Origin of the sequence: Paenibacillus filicis (assembly GCF_038070315.1) — a bacterium.
Lineage (GTDB): Bacteria > Bacillota > Bacilli > Paenibacillales > NBRC-103111 > Paenibacillus_G > Paenibacillus_G filicis.
Window position 1 is genome coordinate 14,424 of record NZ_JBBPCC010000041.1, and the last position, 15,952, is coordinate 30,375.

The 15,952-nt window shown below is 52.6% G+C and carries 18 protein-coding genes, 1 rRNA gene and 1 riboswitch; of the genes, 2 read left to right on the forward strand and 17 right to left on the reverse strand.

Annotation, left to right across the window (positions count from 1 at the left end; genetic code table 11):
- Positions 1 to 58: 58 nt before the first annotated feature.
- The 6 genes from yabG to WMW72_RS34670 form a co-directional block, all read right to left on the reverse strand.
- Positions 59 to 964, reverse strand: a complete 906-nt coding sequence (gene yabG / locus WMW72_RS34645) for a sporulation peptidase YabG (RefSeq protein WP_341420158.1) — start codon at positions 962 to 964, stop codon at positions 59 to 61.
- A 61-nt stretch (positions 965 to 1,025) separates the two neighbouring features.
- Complete coding sequence (gene rsmA / locus WMW72_RS34650; RefSeq protein ID WP_341420159.1) at positions 1,026 to 1,964, reverse strand: 16S rRNA (adenine(1518)-N(6)/adenine(1519)-N(6))-dimethyltransferase RsmA; 939 nt, start codon at positions 1,962 to 1,964, stop codon at positions 1,026 to 1,028.
- Positions 1,961 to 2,521 (reverse strand): ribonuclease M5, encoded by a 561-nt coding sequence (gene rnmV, locus WMW72_RS34655; protein WP_341420170.1) that lies wholly within the window; start codon positions 2,519 to 2,521, stop codon positions 1,961 to 1,963. The genes rsmA and rnmV overlap by 4 nt, the downstream gene beginning before the upstream one ends.
- A gap of 109 nt (positions 2,522 to 2,630) precedes the next feature.
- Complete coding sequence (locus WMW72_RS34660; protein WP_423227642.1) at positions 2,631 to 3,770, reverse strand: ubiquitin-like domain-containing protein; 1,140 nt, start codon at positions 3,768 to 3,770, stop codon at positions 2,631 to 2,633.
- 275 nt (positions 3,771 to 4,045) lie between these two features.
- Positions 4,046 to 4,226: riboswitch (cyclic di-AMP (ydaO/yuaA leader) on the reverse strand.
- Between the two features lie 238 nt (positions 4,227 to 4,464).
- On the reverse strand, positions 4,465 to 5,232 hold the full coding sequence (locus WMW72_RS34665) for a TatD family hydrolase (protein WP_341420160.1): 768 nt from the start codon (positions 5,230 to 5,232) through the stop codon (positions 4,465 to 4,467).
- Between the two features lie 59 nt (positions 5,233 to 5,291).
- The gene (locus tag WMW72_RS34670) at positions 5,292 to 6,575 is read right to left on the reverse strand and encodes an HD domain-containing protein (RefSeq protein WP_341420161.1); all 1,284 of its coding nucleotides are present in this window, start codon (positions 6,573 to 6,575) and stop codon (positions 5,292 to 5,294) included.
- A gap of 384 nt (positions 6,576 to 6,959) precedes the next feature.
- Between WMW72_RS34670 and WMW72_RS34675 the strand changes: the two genes are divergently transcribed.
- Positions 6,960 to 7,214: an AbrB/MazE/SpoVT family DNA-binding domain-containing protein gene (locus tag WMW72_RS34675; protein ID WP_072337934.1), complete on the forward strand. Its 255-nt coding sequence runs from the start codon at positions 6,960 to 6,962 to the stop codon at positions 7,212 to 7,214.
- A 119-nt stretch (positions 7,215 to 7,333) separates the two neighbouring features.
- On the opposite strand, the gene rsmI is transcribed toward WMW72_RS34675, so the two are convergent.
- From rsmI to WMW72_RS34725, 10 genes are all read right to left on the reverse strand, one after another.
- Positions 7,334 to 8,221 carry a 16S rRNA (cytidine(1402)-2'-O)-methyltransferase gene (gene rsmI, locus WMW72_RS34680; protein ID WP_341420172.1) on the reverse strand — a complete coding sequence of 296 codons (888 nt, stop codon included), beginning with the start codon at positions 8,219 to 8,221 and terminating at the stop codon, positions 7,334 to 7,336.
- A 12-nt stretch (positions 8,222 to 8,233) separates the two neighbouring features.
- Positions 8,234 to 9,007, reverse strand: coding sequence for a tRNA1(Val) (adenine(37)-N6)-methyltransferase (locus tag WMW72_RS34685; protein ID WP_341420162.1), 774 nt, complete (start codon positions 9,005 to 9,007; stop codon positions 8,234 to 8,236).
- Between the two features lie 66 nt (positions 9,008 to 9,073).
- Positions 9,074 to 9,427 carry a DNA replication initiation control protein YabA gene (gene yabA, locus WMW72_RS34690; protein ID WP_341420173.1) on the reverse strand — a complete coding sequence of 118 codons (354 nt, stop codon included), beginning with the start codon at positions 9,425 to 9,427 and terminating at the stop codon, positions 9,074 to 9,076.
- Positions 9,428 to 9,481: 54 nt separating this feature from the next.
- A complete protein-coding gene (locus tag WMW72_RS34695) occupies positions 9,482 to 10,285 on the reverse strand; it encodes a PSP1 domain-containing protein (RefSeq protein ID WP_341420163.1) in 804 nt (267 codons plus the stop codon).
- A 2-nt stretch (positions 10,286 to 10,287) separates the two neighbouring features.
- Positions 10,288 to 11,265, reverse strand: coding sequence for a DNA polymerase III subunit delta' (gene holB / locus WMW72_RS34700; RefSeq protein ID WP_341420164.1), 978 nt, complete (start codon positions 11,263 to 11,265; stop codon positions 10,288 to 10,290).
- Between the two features lie 52 nt (positions 11,266 to 11,317).
- Positions 11,318 to 11,764 carry a YaaR family protein gene (locus WMW72_RS34705; RefSeq protein ID WP_341420165.1) on the reverse strand — a complete coding sequence of 149 codons (447 nt, stop codon included), beginning with the start codon at positions 11,762 to 11,764 and terminating at the stop codon, positions 11,318 to 11,320.
- Positions 11,765 to 11,782: 18 nt separating this feature from the next.
- Complete coding sequence (locus WMW72_RS34710) at positions 11,783 to 12,112, reverse strand: cyclic-di-AMP receptor (protein WP_072337928.1); 330 nt, start codon at positions 12,110 to 12,112, stop codon at positions 11,783 to 11,785.
- 225 nt (positions 12,113 to 12,337) lie between these two features.
- The gene (gene tmk / locus WMW72_RS34715) at positions 12,338 to 12,982 is read right to left on the reverse strand and encodes a dTMP kinase (protein ID WP_341420174.1); all 645 of its coding nucleotides are present in this window, start codon (positions 12,980 to 12,982) and stop codon (positions 12,338 to 12,340) included.
- A gap of 118 nt (positions 12,983 to 13,100) precedes the next feature.
- Positions 13,101 to 14,612 carry an aminotransferase class I/II-fold pyridoxal phosphate-dependent enzyme gene (locus tag WMW72_RS34720; RefSeq protein WP_341420166.1) on the reverse strand — a complete coding sequence of 504 codons (1,512 nt, stop codon included), beginning with the start codon at positions 14,610 to 14,612 and terminating at the stop codon, positions 13,101 to 13,103.
- 132 nt (positions 14,613 to 14,744) lie between these two features.
- Positions 14,745 to 14,942 carry a sigma factor G inhibitor Gin gene (locus WMW72_RS34725; protein WP_341420167.1) on the reverse strand — a complete coding sequence of 66 codons (198 nt, stop codon included), beginning with the start codon at positions 14,940 to 14,942 and terminating at the stop codon, positions 14,745 to 14,747.
- 160 nt (positions 14,943 to 15,102) lie between these two features.
- On the opposite strand from WMW72_RS34725, the gene WMW72_RS34730 reads away from it, so the two are divergent.
- Complete coding sequence (locus WMW72_RS34730; RefSeq protein ID WP_341420168.1) at positions 15,103 to 15,648, forward strand: hypothetical protein; 546 nt, start codon at positions 15,103 to 15,105, stop codon at positions 15,646 to 15,648.
- 179 nt (positions 15,649 to 15,827) lie between these two features.
- Here WMW72_RS34730 and WMW72_RS34735 read toward each other — a convergent pair.
- Positions 15,828 to 15,952 (reverse strand): 23S ribosomal RNA (locus tag WMW72_RS34735); the annotation flags it as partial.

Consider the following 15,952-nt stretch of genomic DNA (forward strand, 5'->3'; position numbering starts at 1 on the left):
TTTTCTTCAATTCTAAAAAACTAATCATTTGAGAAAAGAAAAAGCACCTTATCGGCGCTTATGTCGGCATAACGTATTGGACCTTGGGTACTCCCCGGCGATAGTTGCCGCGGGATTCAATGCCCCCCATGCCCTCCAGGCCGCTGTGGGTCAGATTGATGACATCGAGAATATCAACCGTATCCCGAATCGGTGTGTATGCGACCTTGACCGCGATACAAAGCGGGTCGAGTGCATGGATCAGCACACGGGAAGGCGAGCTTGCGAAGTTAGCACCGGCTTGCAGCAGCGCTTCGAAATGCGACTGGCAGGCGCCAGCGATGACCGTCAAGTTATCGCGGTTTTTCTCGAATTGCCTGGCTGCCTGAACCGCCTGAACGAAGTTATGAGAGTTCTTGTAGCTGCTGAGCTGAGAGATGTCTCCGTTCACGCGATTCTTGAGCAGACCGTCATGCCCCGTGATGACGACAATATCGGGCCTGACCTGCGGCAGCAAGCGTCTGACCGCATCCGTCATGTTCGGCTCGGCCACGTAATAGCCTTCTGCAGGAACGCGCAGCTCTCCGTACAGGTTCATGCATTTGCGGAGATAGTTGGGGTCCCCGTCCAGATGAAGCACCTTGCCGGGCACGTCAAAGAACACAGGACGCGGCTTAGGCGCCTGGGCAGGCAAGTTCGGATTTGCCGGTGCCGCGGCAGCAGAGCTGCCCCAGCCGACATGCTCAGGGGGTATCGTAGCGGCCAGAGAATTGCGCCGCACAGCTTCCATCCATTTGGGTCTTGTCAGCGTCGTATCGAGGTAGGGGTCGAGCTGCGGCATCACATTCAAGTCAGGCAGCGGAGCGTCAGCGAGCAGCCGAAGCTCCACACCGCGGAGCACGGCGTAGTGCCTGCCCATCTCATGAATTTTGAAAACAATGTCGCCGCCGTACGACTTTCGAGTGACCAGGTCTCCCTGTTTCATGGCTTCATCGCCTCCTCGTCTATCGTATGGCGGCTCTGGGCAAATGGTGCAGACGATTCGCCTACGCCGGATCGTCCTTCCCGGACGCCTTGCCCAAGTAAGCGGACAGCGCCGCCGTCAGCGTCGCATACTCAGCCATCGACAACGTCTCGCCGCGGCGGGACGGCTCGATGCCCGCTCCCTGCAGCAGCTGCTCCAGCTCTGGCTTGGTTTCCTTGGTGAAGAACTTGGCCGCCAGATTGTTATAGATCGTTTTGCGGCGCTGGGTGAAGCTGGCCTGTACGACCTCGAAGAAGAACGCCTCATCCTCAACTTGAACGGCAGGCGCCTCTCTTAGCTTAAGCCTGATGACGGCCGAATCTACATTAGGCTGCGGAATAAACACGGTCTGTGGAACGATCGCAACCAGCTCGGGCTCGCAATAATACTGTACGGCAATACTGAGCGAGCCGTACTCCTTGCCCCCCGGTTTGGCAGCCATCCGTTCGGCCACTTCCTTCTGAATCATGACGACGATATTCTCCAGAGGAAGACGCTCCTCCAGGAGCTTCATCAGGATAGGGGTCGTCACGTAGTAAGGAAGGTTCGCCACGACGCTCACCTTGTCCACACCCTGGAACCGTTCTGCGAAGAGCGCCTGCAAATCCACCTTCAGCACATCGGCATGCACGACCTCCGCATGGGGGTAAGGAGCCAGCGTCTCCTCCAGCATCGGCAGCAGACGCTGATCGATCTCAACAGCGACAACCTTGGCTGCGAGCTTGGCCAGCTGCTGGGTTAACGCCCCGATGCCCGGACCGATTTCCAGCGCGCCCTTGGAGGCATCCAGCCCGGCGGCGGATACGATACGGTTCAGCACATTCTGGTCGATCAGGAAGTTTTGTCCGAGGCTTTTCTTGAGGGTAAATCCGTATTTCTGCATCAAATCCTTCGTCCGTTTGGGCGAAGCGATATCACCGGCAGTTTGTCCGCCTGGCGCCTGTAAGTGTTCCTGGCTCATGATTGCGCCTCCTCATCTGTTGCCCGCTCCAGCTCCTGCAGGGCGGCTTCGAATTCATCGCGGGTGATCTGAAACGCCCGGCAGCGGTTATAGAATTGCTTGCCGTTGCAATAGCCGATTCCCAGCCTGTTGCCGATAGCCAGCCGTCTTGCGGCTGCCTGCGGATGAACGATGAGCCCGGCCTCCAGCAGATCGTCCCAGCTGATCTGTGACTCTCCGGCCGGCTGATCCGTACGTACATTCGCCAGCGCCTCACGAATAGCAGTCACGGAGGCATTCTCGACACCGATATCTCCCTTGCTGGTCGCCGCCTGCTGGGTGAGAAACGCATGCTTGGCACCCGGAACTTCCCGTGCGATGATCTTACGGATCCGTTCCCCCGCATGATCCGGATCTGTGAAGACGATAACCCCCCTGCGCTCCTGGGCGAGGCGGATCCGCCGGATGATGTCCGCATTAATCGCCGAGCCTCCGGTTTCGATCGTCTCCGCTTCCACAGCACGCTTGATGGCGACTGTGTCGTCCTTGCCTTCCACTACGATAATCTCCTTGATCAAGTCGGTTCTTCCTCTCATCGTTCATAAACATGGAAAAAGAAGAGGGTGCTAGAACGCCTCTTCTTAATCCGTTAATCTATATGCATCAGTCTTCCCGTATTGCGTGCTCCTAGTCAGCAGACGGCTTCTTGGGCCCGATGACGTATACCGTATACCCGCGTTTAGTACCGAAGCGGTCGGCATAGCTGTCACTCTGGAAGTAGACGTCGATCTTATTCCCTTTCACAGCGCTGCCGGTATCCTCAGCCCGGCGGAAGCCGAGACCGTCGATATATACCCACCAGCCGATCGGGATTACTTTAGGGTCAACTGCAATGGTACGACCTTCCGTTACCTTCGCCCCTGATGACGTTACGCCGTATTGCGGATGGCTCTCATCCTTGCCCGTCGAATCCGGTCCTGCCGAATACGCGGTCAGCGTAACATTCTTAATCACTTGCTTATAGCCGAAATTGACCCCATTCTTGGTTACTTCCTCCACATTCGGCGAGGAAGCTGACAATGCGACAACGGGACTCTTGGTTCCTACTGCGACAATGCGCTGCTTGCTTTCCGTTTGTACGGCTTCTCCTACGACCTGCTCCGAGACGAGCACGCCGTCTTCAAACACTTTTTCGGTTTTCTTGATCTTCAAACCTTCTTGACCCTCTTGCACAACTTGTTCCTTGCCCTTGAGCAGCTGGGGCTCATTCTTCTTCACCGTGTCGAAAGCGATCGCTTCCTGCAGCTCGCCTTGTTCCTTCTTAACACGAACGACTTTGACGGGACTATCTGTCGCAAGCTCGCTATCCGGCGCAGGGATAACCTTATCCAGCTCGCCAAGCGTCACGTTCAGCTCCTGCAGCGCAGCGCCTACCGTCTTGCTGACCGTATATACGGTCTTGGTCTCCCCATCCATCGTCAACTGAAGCGGCGTTGTATGGGTAATCGTAATGCGGTCTCCAGATTTAATCGAGGAGTCCAGCCCGTGCGAAAGCCGGTCCTTATCTGACACCGCAATGCCTTGCTCATCCAGGATTCGTTGCAGGACCCCTTCACGGGTTTGGAACTTGCGTTCCTGTCCGTCCACAACGAGCGATACGCGCTTGACAGCCGTACCGTGTAACATCATCAAAAACATGAAAGTCATAGCGAATGAAAGGAGTGTGATAATCGTTATCATACGCAAGTTTCCATGCTTCCATCGCAACGCGAAGGTCATGCTGGATGATCGTCTTACATGGGTTTGCTCAGGTGATACAGCTCCCACTTGTTCGGTCCTCCTTAAAGCCTCGCCATTTTGAGTGTTATGCATGATTAGAGTCTGACGCGACTATGGTAAATGTTTGGAATGCTACTTCCAACTTTTCTTCCGCTGTCATCAGAGCCGCCACTTGCCTGCTACGTCCCCCCTTCGGGCGCATCTTATAAAGTGCTTGGACATTTATCCCATCTACAGGGAAACACAAAAAAGTCAGCGGAGAAGAGGAACCTTCCCGTGACTTTTTTCATTTGGCCCAAATGAAATATAAGCACACGACAATCGTTACCTCTCTCTAGACGCTTACGAGGTTAGCTGACGGATTCGGACTTGAGAGTCGCCCTACCCCGTGTACTTGATCAGCACACAAGGATTCACCCCTAAAAAAACATCCCGTGACCGTCAACCGGTCAGCCGTGATGTGGTTCCCCCGTTTCCCTTTCGGAAACTCAGCGATGTTGGAAATATTGTGATCGATATGAAGTTATTATTGAGTGTACGATGCGAAGGCTTCGGTTGTAAAGTATACAAACAGAGAAAAAAAGAGCGAATTTGGTTCGAATCTGGCATATAAAACGCTTTTTTCAAAACAAAAACCATCTATTTCTCATCCGGACGTAGTCTTAGCATCAATTTCCTTTCGTTTTCTTGATTCGTTATTCGGAACTTCATTTTTGGGTGCGCTTTCCATGGGGAAATGGCCCTATGAAATCCTAAAAAGCTCCATCGCATTCCGACTCGTGATCTCAGCCAATTCTTCTAAGGAAATTCCTTTTATTTCCGCTGCTGTCTCTGCGACCAGACGCACATAAGCAGACTCGTTGCGCTTTCCCCGGTAAGGATGCGGAGCCAGATAGGGGGCATCGGTTTCGATCAGCAGACGGTCCAGCGGCACCTTTTCCAGCACCTCTTTGGGCTGGCGCGCATTTTTGAACGTCACGGGCCCCCCGAATGAAATATAAAAATTCATATCCAGACACAGCTTGGCCGTTTCCCAGCTACCGGAGTAGCAATGCATGACACCTCCGACCTCGGAAGCTCGTTCCTCCCGCAGGGTCTGCACGACATCGTGATGCGCATCGCGGTTATGAATCGCAATCGGGAGACCTACCTTGCGGGCTAGGCGAATCTGATCGCGGAATACGCGATCCTGGACATCCTTCGGTGAGGTATCCCAATAATAATCCAGCCCGATCTCTCCGATGGCAACAACCTTGTCATGGCTGCACAGCGATTCGATCCAGGCCAGATCCTCTTCGGTCATATCCTTCGCATCCGTCGGATGCCATCCAACCGTCGAGTAGATAAAGTCATACTGCTCCGCAAGCGCCAGTGAAGTAGGGATGGTTTCGCGGTTAAAGCCTACATTCACAATTCGACCAATTCCGTTGTCCCTCGCACGGGCAATCACTTCGTGTCGGTCTTCATCGAATTGGGGCGCATTGAGGTGGGCGTGCGTGTCGATCAGCATAGCATAATTCTCCTTTGGCTTGTCCGTTTTCTCTTAATATATAGAAGGAACTGAAACAGCTACAAGGCAAACAGTCGCCGCAAGCCCGGATCCAGCTCCGGAAGATGTTTCACCAGCAGATCCCTTGGGTAATACAGGTGGTATTTTCCCATCTGGATGCCGCTTATGGAGCGGACAATCTCGGATTTGCGCGATATTTCCGTCAGCTGTTCGTTGGAATCGAGCAGCAGGATGGGAAGCTTCTCATCATGCTCGCCCGGCCGGTATATATCATAGGACTGATCGGACGGGAAATCCACCTCGAGGTAGTAGACGGGGTCTATACCCAGTGCTGCCAGCTGCTCTCGCAGCTGCTCCAGCATACTTGCATCGAGCATCTCCAGCGTTACATACTTGAACAATCGCCTTTGCAGAAACCGGCTGCATAAATCCGACAAAATCGGATCGTCTTCCAGGGTCCACTGCATCAGCGTCGTCTGCATGAAGGCTTCATCCAGCAAGTAATATTCGCTGCAGGTCAGCTTGCGCTGGAACAAAGCCGGCAGCGGCGCCAGCAGTGAGCGGAAGGCAAAGCCGTCGTCATACAGATGTCTCGCTCTTTGAAAAATTTTATTCAGCACGACTTCGGCGCTTCGGGTAACCGGATGGAAATATACCTGCCAATACATCTGATAACGTGACATCAGGTAATCTTCCACCGCATGCATCCCGCTATCCTTGACGACGATATGTCCCTGATACGGACGCATCACCCGCAGAATCCGCTCCAGGTCGAAGGTTCCGTAGTTCACCCCGGTGAAATACGCATCTCTCAGCAAATAATCCATCCGGTCCGCATCCAATTGGCTCGAGACCAAGCTGACGACGATTTCCCTGCGATAGGTCTTGGCGATCACACCCGCTACTTCTTGCGGGAAGGTCGGCGACACGCGGCGCAGCACCTCATTGACCTCCGTATCACCCAGCACGATGCGGCAGGACCACTCCTCATGATGGGTACCAAACGTCTTCTCGATCGAGTGGGAGAACGGACCGTGCCCCACATCATGCAGCAGCGCCGCGCAGAGGCACAGCAGCCTTTCTTCCTTGGGCCAATCCTCATACTGATTGCGTTCGAACTGCGAAATAATCTTGCGCGTCACCTCGTAGACGCCAAGCGAATGGGAGAACCGGCTATGCTCCGCTCCATGGAAGGTCAGAAAGCAAGTACCGAGCTGACGGATGCGGCGCAAGCGCTGGAACTCACGGGTGTTAATCAAATCCCAGATTGTTTGATCCTGCACATAGATGTATTTATGGACCGGGTCCTTGAATACTTTTTCTTCCTCCAAGAGATAACTCATAAGGCTCCTCCTTTAGAATTACTTTAGGATTTCGACAAGGATTCTGAAATCTCGAACCGTTTGTCGAATTTTGTCCGCATGTTTCTTCCAAAAATAACGGCAAATTTCATAGGCAAAACCGCCATGCAACAGAATGCAAAATATTTTCATTAAGACGCAAAAGACTTGCTATAGTGCAGCAATTCAAGGGAATTCAACTTTATTCACTTCTTAATCTATCAAATATGCCAATAATTTGTCATGAAATATTGTATTTTTTAGGTTGACTATTTTGGGAATGGTTGGTATCATATGTATAAAGAATATGTCGAAACATGACGATAATTTTTTCATTCCACTATGCGAATACATGAAGTGGACTTCTTGGAGAGGGGAATTTTTAAAATGATGAAATCTACTGGTATTGTTAGAAAAGTCGACGAACTGGGTCGTGTTGTTATTCCTATCGAGCTTCGCAGAACGCTGGGTATCGGCGAGAAGGACGCTTTGGAAATTTATGTTGACGGCGAGCGCATCATGCTGAAGAAATATGAGCCTGCTTGTATTTTCTGTAGCAATGCTGAAAATGTATCTTATTTTAAAGGAAAAATCGTTTGTCACGAATGTTTATCCGAAATGCCAATACCTGTGACAAAATAAGAAAAATAGGTTATAATAGAGATAGCAAATTTAACTATGGTAATTCTAACCTTTTTCATATCTCCTCTTGACTCCCTGAACCTGGATTTTCCCGGGTTCAGGGAATTTTTTTTGCAGCTTTACCGATCGCGATGCAACTCATTGTACAGCTCCCGCTTGGGAACTCCCCGGTCCAATGCCGCCAGCTTGATCGCTTCCTTACGATCATAACCGTCCGCTTCATATTTCCCTACATGCGCTTGAGACGTAAGCTCTCTCCACCACGCGGACTGCTGGTCTGCCTCATCGCCCTGCCCCTCCACATTCAAGATGAAGCAATATTCTCCTTGTGGAGGGTGGGCCTCCAGATGCTCCAGACACTCCGCGATCGTGCCTCGGATAGCCTCCTCATACTTCTTGGTCAGCTCCCGAACGAGACAGAGCGGTGTGTCCGCTCCCAGGCCCTCCGCAATCCGCGTTAACGTCTTGACGATCCGGTGCGGAGACTCGTAACCCATGATCGTTCCTCCGGCTTTCTTCCAGCTGGACAGCTCCTGCTGCATGGGCTTGCCCTCGCGGGGAGGAAACCCTACGAAGGTGAAGCGGTCTGTCGGCAGCCCGGAGATAATCAGAGCCGATAAAGCGGCATTCGCCCCCGGAATCGGGATTACCGAAATGTCCGCCTCGATGGCCAGCTGCACCAGCTCGAACCCGGGATCGCAGATCGCCGGCAGGCCAGCATCGCTGACGAGCGCGATATCATCACCAGCCTGAATCAGCCGGATCAGCTCCGGGCCGCTTGCCTGCTTATTATGCTCATGGTAGCTGACAAGCCGGGTCCCGATCTCGAAGTGAGAGAGCAGCTTGCGCGTCTGCCTCGTATCCTCGGCCGCAATCCATTTGACCTCGCGCAGGGTGCGTACCGCCCGGTAGGTGATATCCTCCAGATTGCCGATCGGTGTTCCCACCAGGTACAGCTTGCCGGAGGCTTGTTCGTTGCTATAGCTTTTTTGAATGTTCACGCTTATCGTATCCTTCGCTTAGTAAGAATCAGGATCATGATCCAAGGTTAGCCTGCGGCCGAAGTACACATCGGCGAGCTCGTCGGTGTACTCCGTCTGGTTTTTGTATACAATGAGCGGAGGCAGGGTGCGCAGCTCCGGCTTGCCGTCTCGGAGTCCGTCGATAAGCACCATATTCGCTTCCTGGTCTGCACGGGGATGGACGAAGCGAATCCGCTTCGGCTCGATCCGGTACTGCCGCATCAAGGCGCAAATCTCCACCAGCCGGCTCGGGCGGTGCACCATCGCCACCTTGCCTCCGGTGCGGACGAGCCTGCTGCTGATGCGGATAACATCCTCCAGCGTGCAGAACAGCTCATGCCGTGCTGCAGCGAAGTGTTCGTTGCTGTTCTGGTCCCCATTCACAACGGGGAGATACGGCGGATTAACGGTCAGCGCATCGAACAGGCCGTGACCGATCTGATCGAGCGCCTGGCGCAGATCTCCGTGCCGGATCTCAATCTGCTCGTCCAACCGATTGAGCTTCACATTGCGCTGCGCCATATCCGCCAGCTTGTCCTGAATCTCAATAGCGGTAATATGCGCCTTGGTACGTGTCGTCAACAACAACGGAATCACCCCGTTGCCGGTACACAGATCCATGATCCGGCCCCGCTGGGGAATCGAGCAGAAACGGGCCAGCAGCACCGCATCCAGTGAAAAGCTGAATACATCATCGCTCTGTATAATTTTTAAATCTTGAGTAAGCAGATCATCCACTCGCTCGCGGTCATGAACAGGTACAGCTTCCACTTCGACAACTCCTCTTTGCTTCCAAAAAAACCGTAGAGAAGTAACTCCTCCCTACGGCTGGCCTTCTTATTTATTCAAAAACGACATGCAGAACAAGCAATCGCCTTCTGTGCGCAGATGTCCGTAATTCACATTGCAAATATGAAATCCCTCATGATAAATCCTAGCCAGATTATCCAGCCCTTCGCCGGCAAATTCCTTCGGAGTCGCCAGCACATGATGATAGGTGGCCAGTGCCGGAGCAGCCGGGTCCGCCTCTTTCTTCAACAGCTTGCGCAGCTGGCTGTTTTCTATACTCAGCCGCTTGTTTTCTTCGAGCAGCTCGATGATTTGCTGCTTGATCTGCCCCAGCTCCGCATAGAAGGAGCCGACTTGCTCTTCCATTTGATCAATTTGCACGAATATATCCCGTTTCACCACGATTGCCATCACCTCTACTCCGCTGGAGCCGTTCACCTACTGCCTAGTGCTTGCTTAATGATGCTCCACCACATCGTCCAATGGAAGATCCATCACTTTTTTCAAATCAAAGACTTGAACCTTCGCCATGCGCTCCCCGATATTGAGGGAAATCAGACGGCCGTTGCCGAATGAGGTTACCACTTCGCTGCCGACGCGAGGAAGATCGTCCTTCGCACTTTCATAGTTATCATGCTCATATTTCAAGCAGCACATCAACCGGCCGCACAGTCCCGAGATTTTGGTCGGATTGAGTGATAGGTTCTGATCCTTGGCCATCTTGATGGAGACCGGCTCGAAATCCCCCAGGAAGGAGGAGCAGCACAGAATCCGGCCGCACGGCCCAATACCGCCGAGCATCTTGGCCTCATCCCGGACGCCGATCTGACGAAGCTCGATCCGGGTTCGGAACACGCTTGCCAAGTCCTTGACCAGTTCCCGAAAATCGACTCGCCCCTCGGCCGTAAAGTAAAAAATAATCTTGTTGCGATCAAATGTATATTCAACATCAACCAGCTTCATCCGGAGCTGATGATCCTTAATCTTCTCCTGACAAACGGAAAAGGCATTCTTTGCCGCCTGCTTGTTATCCTCGACAAGCTGCGCGTCCTGATGATCGGCGATCCGGATCACCTTCTTCAGGGGCAGTACAACGTCGCTTTCTCCTACCGTCCTGCGTCCAATAACAACTTTTCCATATTCAACCCCACGGGCTGTTTCCACGATAACCGAGCTATCCGGATCTACCGGCAGGTCACTGGGGTCGAAATAATAGATCTTTCCCGCTTTCTTGAAGCGGACCCCTACAACGGAGAACAATCCTACACCCCCTTAAGCTGTATCAATATATGTTCCAGCGTGAGCTGGGGATTGGCATTAAACCGCAATCTTTTTTGCGTCTCGACCGCTTGCTCCAGACAAGTGATCCAATGCACAGGCGGTCGGCTAAGCGCCTCCCTGGCCATCCAATCAAGCTGATCCGAGAACACGAGCTCTTGCTGATGTCCTGTTCCGAGCTGCACCATGTCCTTCAGCCACAGAATCAGCATATCCAGCCAAAGCCCAATTTTGTCACTCAGCTCGCCCTTCGTCAGTTTCTGCTGGGAGAGCAGCAGTGCGGAAGGCAAGCGGGACAAGCTCTCTCTTGCTAATTGTATCACTAGGTTTCGAATTTCTGCAAACCCATTTCCTTGAATCATTTCTCTAGCCGCTTCCGGACCTGCAGCCAGATGAACCGCAGCCTGTACGAGCAGCGGCGATTGCCCTTCTGCCAGCAGCAGCTCCTTCATCCGATTGCGGGCCATCGGCAGGAAGGGAACCCACTGCGCCCGCGAACGGATCGTAGGCAGCAGAGCTTGTCCATTATCCGTGATCAGCACCGCCACTACATGTGAGGCTGGCTCCTCAAGAAACTTCAATAGGCTGTTGGCAGCCTGTGTCGTCATCCGGTCGGCTGACTCCAGTACATACATCTTGAGGCCCGATGCCGTTGACCGGTAAGCGAACTGCTTTTGCAGCTCACGGATTTGCTCAATTTTGATCGAGGCGCCGTCCGGCTTCACCCAGTGAAGATCAGGATGGTTACCATGCTCGACCTTCCGGCAGTCCAGGCATTCCCCGCAGGCATCATCGGGCAGTACCTTGCAGTACATCGCCATGGCGAACGCCTTCGCCATCTCACGGCGGCCGGAGCCACTAGGGCCTGTAAATATATAAGCATGGGACACTTTGTCCGTCCGTATGCTGGTCTGCAGCATCTGCTTGACGCGTTCTTGTCCGACGATCGATTGAAAAGACATGATGCTTCAAGTTCCTTTCCTTTATCCCAAGCGAAGGCTGGGCGACCTGTTCTCAGAAAAACAGATTGATCAGCATTCCGCGTATTTCTCCAATTTTCTGCAGCAGCTCAATCCGCCCCTGCTCGCTCTCCAGCAGATCGTCTGCAAGTCCGAGCAGCTCGGCATCCAGCTCTTCCAGCAGCTTGTAGCGCTTAGAGCGGCCGCGGCGGTCCCAGCCTCTCGTCTCCCGGAGCTGAACGCCGCGGCGCGCCGTCTCCTCCAGGAAGCTTTTAATCATCAGCTTGTATTGGCGAAGCTCACGCACCGTCATCGACTTCGCAAGCCGCTGTCCCTGCTGGTCAATCTGGTCAAGCATGCGTTGAAGCTGCTCCCGGGTGGCCCGCTGATCCTGAACCTGCATCATATCCTGAAATGACTTTTGCTGAAGCTGTTGGGAGGATGAATTCTCGCTGCGTATCAGCTCATTGCCGATGGGACGCCAACCCGGGTTGATTTTCACGCAACCTCGACCTCTTCTCTAAAAATGTTCGAAACGCTCGACCGGAAGCACGAATACCGCTGCTCCCCCAACCTGAACCTCGACCGGAAACGGAATGTAGGAATCCGTCGTCCCGCCCATCGGAGAAACTGGAGTCACCATCTGCTCGCGAATCTTGCAGTTCGCCTTGATTACCTGAAGCGCTTCGCTCACGCGCTCATTTTCCGTACCTATCATAAACGTCGTATTGCCTGCACGAAGAAATCCGCCTGTACTTGCCAGCTTGGTTGCACGAAAACCCTCTTTAATCAATGCGTTGGACAACCGGTTGCTATCTTTATCCTGGACGACTGCAATCACCAATTTCATACATCCAGCCCCCTTTGTCAAGGATACGATTCCGCTTACTCTTATATAATTTGACAAGCGCCTGATAAATTCCTTCATTAATAGAGGAAACGTAGGCGGAAATGCTAAACTTCCCGATATCATACTCGCGAAGCAGGCTTTTGGTTCATCATTTTTCCACGAAAGCCTATTTTCAGGAGCGCATAGCCTATCCTGCAGGATGTTCAGTGTAGTACAGACAGATGATTATTCTCCCTGAACCTGCAGACATAGGCTGCGAACGATGTCCCGTACGTCTATAAAAACCTCATCCAGTGAGCGGTTCGCGTCCACGCTGACAATCCGTTCCGGAAATCGCTCGCATAAGAGCTCATAGCCTTCATAGACCTGCCTGTGAAAATCCAGATGCTCCAGATCCAGCCGGTTGACCTCCCGAGTTTCATTCTCCTGGATCCGCTGCAATCCAACCTCGGGATCTACCTTCAAGTAAAGGGTGCGGTCCGGCATCAGCCCGTCAATAGCGAACAGGTTGATCGACAGGACTTCCTCGATACCCAGACCACGCGCGTATCCCTGATAAGCCAGGCTGCTGTCAACAAATCGGTCGCACAAGATGATGGCGCCCTGCTCCAACGCCGGAATCACCTTCTCCACCAAATGCTGCCGGCGGGCTGCGGCATACAACAGCGCTTCCGTTCGTCCATCCATGTTGACATTTGCCGTGCTAAGGATGACCGATCTGATCTGTTCGGCTATATCGATGCCGCCTGGTTCTCTCGTGTACATGACCTGGAGGCCAGCAGCTTCCAAGTCCTTCAGCAGCATTTGGATGATCGTTGACTTACCGGCACCCTCACCGCCTTCAAATGTCAAAAACAACCCCTTCTCCATGCCATTCCCCTTTCCTTCGTATACAAGTTGATGGTCCAACCTCGTTGAAGCACTTCCTTCTGATTATATATGGTTTGTCCGCACATGCCTATCCATGGAACGTAATGAAGCGTTTCTATCAATCCCGATTCTCCAGATGCGGTAACCTTACAGGCACCGTACCCCGTTCCGTAACGTTATGGCCTTGAAACTTGGCTCCCGCAGTCGCCAGCCGCCTCAAGTCCGCCACCGTATCCGCAGTAATCCGTTCGCCTGGATACAGCACCGGTATCCCCGGAGGGTAGGGCACGATCATCTCGGCTGCCGTATACCCCTCACATTCGTCCAACGGGATAGCTATCGTTGATTTGTCGTCGTCATGAATACTCCCTATTCCAAATGGAACCGGCTCAGATACCCAAAGCTTCATGGGCATGCCAGCTGCGGCTGCACATTCATTGGCTACACGGCTAGACTCTATCCTCCGGGTAGAAATAGGGATCGGATGCTGCTCCTCAATCCGGTCCAGTGCTTCGATCAGTCGCTCGCTATCCTCCAGCGTGCTGGCGAGACTGAAGGCCAGTACAACCCGGTCCGCATCGGCCATTTCGGGATAGCAGCCATACCGCTCTAGCTCCGCTTTCAAGCGATAGCCGTCCAGCACTCCTTCTGTGTCATACAGGACTGATTTGAAAGGATCCATCCGGTATTCAGCATTGGACGGACGTGCGCTCCCCCAGCGCGGTCTGGCTGCAAGCCGGACATTCCAGCTATCCAGCATAGCCAGGCCTTCGTCCAGCGCCTGTGTCCCCTGCTCCTGCAAATACTGCCTGCCGAGATCCAAGCTGGCCATAAGCAGATAGGACGGGCTGGAGCTTTGCAGCATCCCCAGGATGCGGCGCAGCGCTGTCCGGTTGATTCGCGGACCTTGTACATGAAGCATGGAGCTCATCGTCAGAGCGGTCAGCATCTTATGGGTAGACTGCACGGCCGCATCCGCTCCGCATGCCATCGCAGATTGCGGAAGCCGCGGATGCCAGCCATAGTGGGCGCCATGAGCTTCATCCACCAGCAACAGCTTGTCTTGATCATGCAGCAGCTTCGCTAGCGGCTTCAGATCGGTCCCTATGCCGTAATAAGTCGGGTTCGTCACGATGAGGCCCTTGGCCGCAGGATAACGCCGGAGCGCTTCCTGTACATCCTCAGCGGATACGCCTATCCGTAGTCCGCTCTGTGTATCCGTTCGGGGATAAATGAATACAGCCTGTGCCCCTGCTAACATTAATCCGTGAATAACCGACTTATGGACATCTCTCTGAACAAGCAGTAGATCTCCCGGCTGGCAGACCGCTGCAATCATCGCCTGGTTGCCGACCGTACTGCCATTCACGAGGAACCAGGTTTCCTCTGCCCCGAAGCAGACAGCGGCCATGTGCTGTGCTTCCTCAATCGCTTCCTCAGGGTGGTGAAGATCGTCCAGGCCCGGAAGCTCCGTCACATCCAAAGCCAGTACATTTTCGTAAAAAGATGCGCCAGGGCCAAATGCCGCTGCACGAGCCTTATGACCCGGTACATGAAACCGGCCCATTGTGTGCTGTGAGTAAGCCAGCATAGCTTCAAATAAAGGCGCACGGCTCGACCATCTATGCATGCCAAATATCCTCATTTCTTAGTTTCCATCCGCTTGGCGGGTTAGCCGTATTGTACCAAATTGATAAGAAAACTAAAAACCCCTCTTCCATCCCCTACGGGAGAAAAAGGAGTTGACGCTGAAACCTTGAAGCTACGCATTCTTTTTATATAAGATTTGTTTCATCTGATGAATGAAAAAAGGATATTTGATATCGCTGACGTCCGTATTGATCATTTCCTGCTCACACTCTTCACAAATGAATTCTGATATAATCATGATGCCGTTTTCTTTCATTTGCCCGCAAATCATGCAAGAAGGAGTCCATTCGTTCTGCAGCGCTTCGCCCATGCAGCCTTCACCTCGAATCTTCTTTTCTATCAGTATGTCCGATTCTCTTAAGAATAAACATCTTTAAACTATTTTTATGTTCGTAGAGCTTATCCGGTGCGGAATATCTTCACATTTTTAGGCAAACGGCCGATAAATGAGATAACGAATACTATGTCTATTGGGTGAAACGATGATGACAACGAGTACCAGCGAACGAACACTGTCCAAAAATTCGACCATTTACAATTACCGATTACTGAAACGAGTCCATCATAAGCCCTGGCATCAATACTTGTTCGCGCTCCTGACTATACTCGCCTGGATTTATGCTCTGCTTCTTACCGACCCTCTGCCGTTTGGTTTGGTTCTGTTCGGAATTCCCATTTTTCACGGGATTTTTCTGCGCATTCTCCTTCAAACCAAAGAGAGCCTTATCCCGGGATCATGGCGCTGGTCCTTCCGCTTGCCTTGGTTCGGCTATGCTCCATTCAGTCACATCTCACTCTCCAAAGTCCGACGCTCGCACATTCAGCTATTCTGGATTGGACTCGCGATGCTTGCCTGCCTTTATCCCTGGATCGATACGCATACGTTCATCTTCGCCGTCTTCTTTCATGTCTGGATACTTCTTCCCCGGTTCACAATCATCCTTCTGTTCCGCAAACATCGGGCAGTCGGTCTACTGAAAATAAACGAGCGAGACACCTCCTGCTACGCACAATGAGCCAGGCTTGTCTCGCTTTTTCTTGCATTCTTTGAACAGATTCAAATAAAACCAAACACCCCTGCTTCAACGGAGTGTTGAAACAGGGGTAACTTGCACCTTGAAAACTGGATACGAAACTTAGCATGCTGAATGCTGTTTAACTGCTTGTTTACGAAGTGGTTACCTTCATAAACATATTGGATAAGCCCTCGACCGATTAGTATTCGTCAGCTCCACACGTTACCGCGCTTCCACCCCGAACCTATCTACCTCGTCGTCTACAAGGGGTCTTACATACTGGGAAATCTCATCTTGAGGGGGG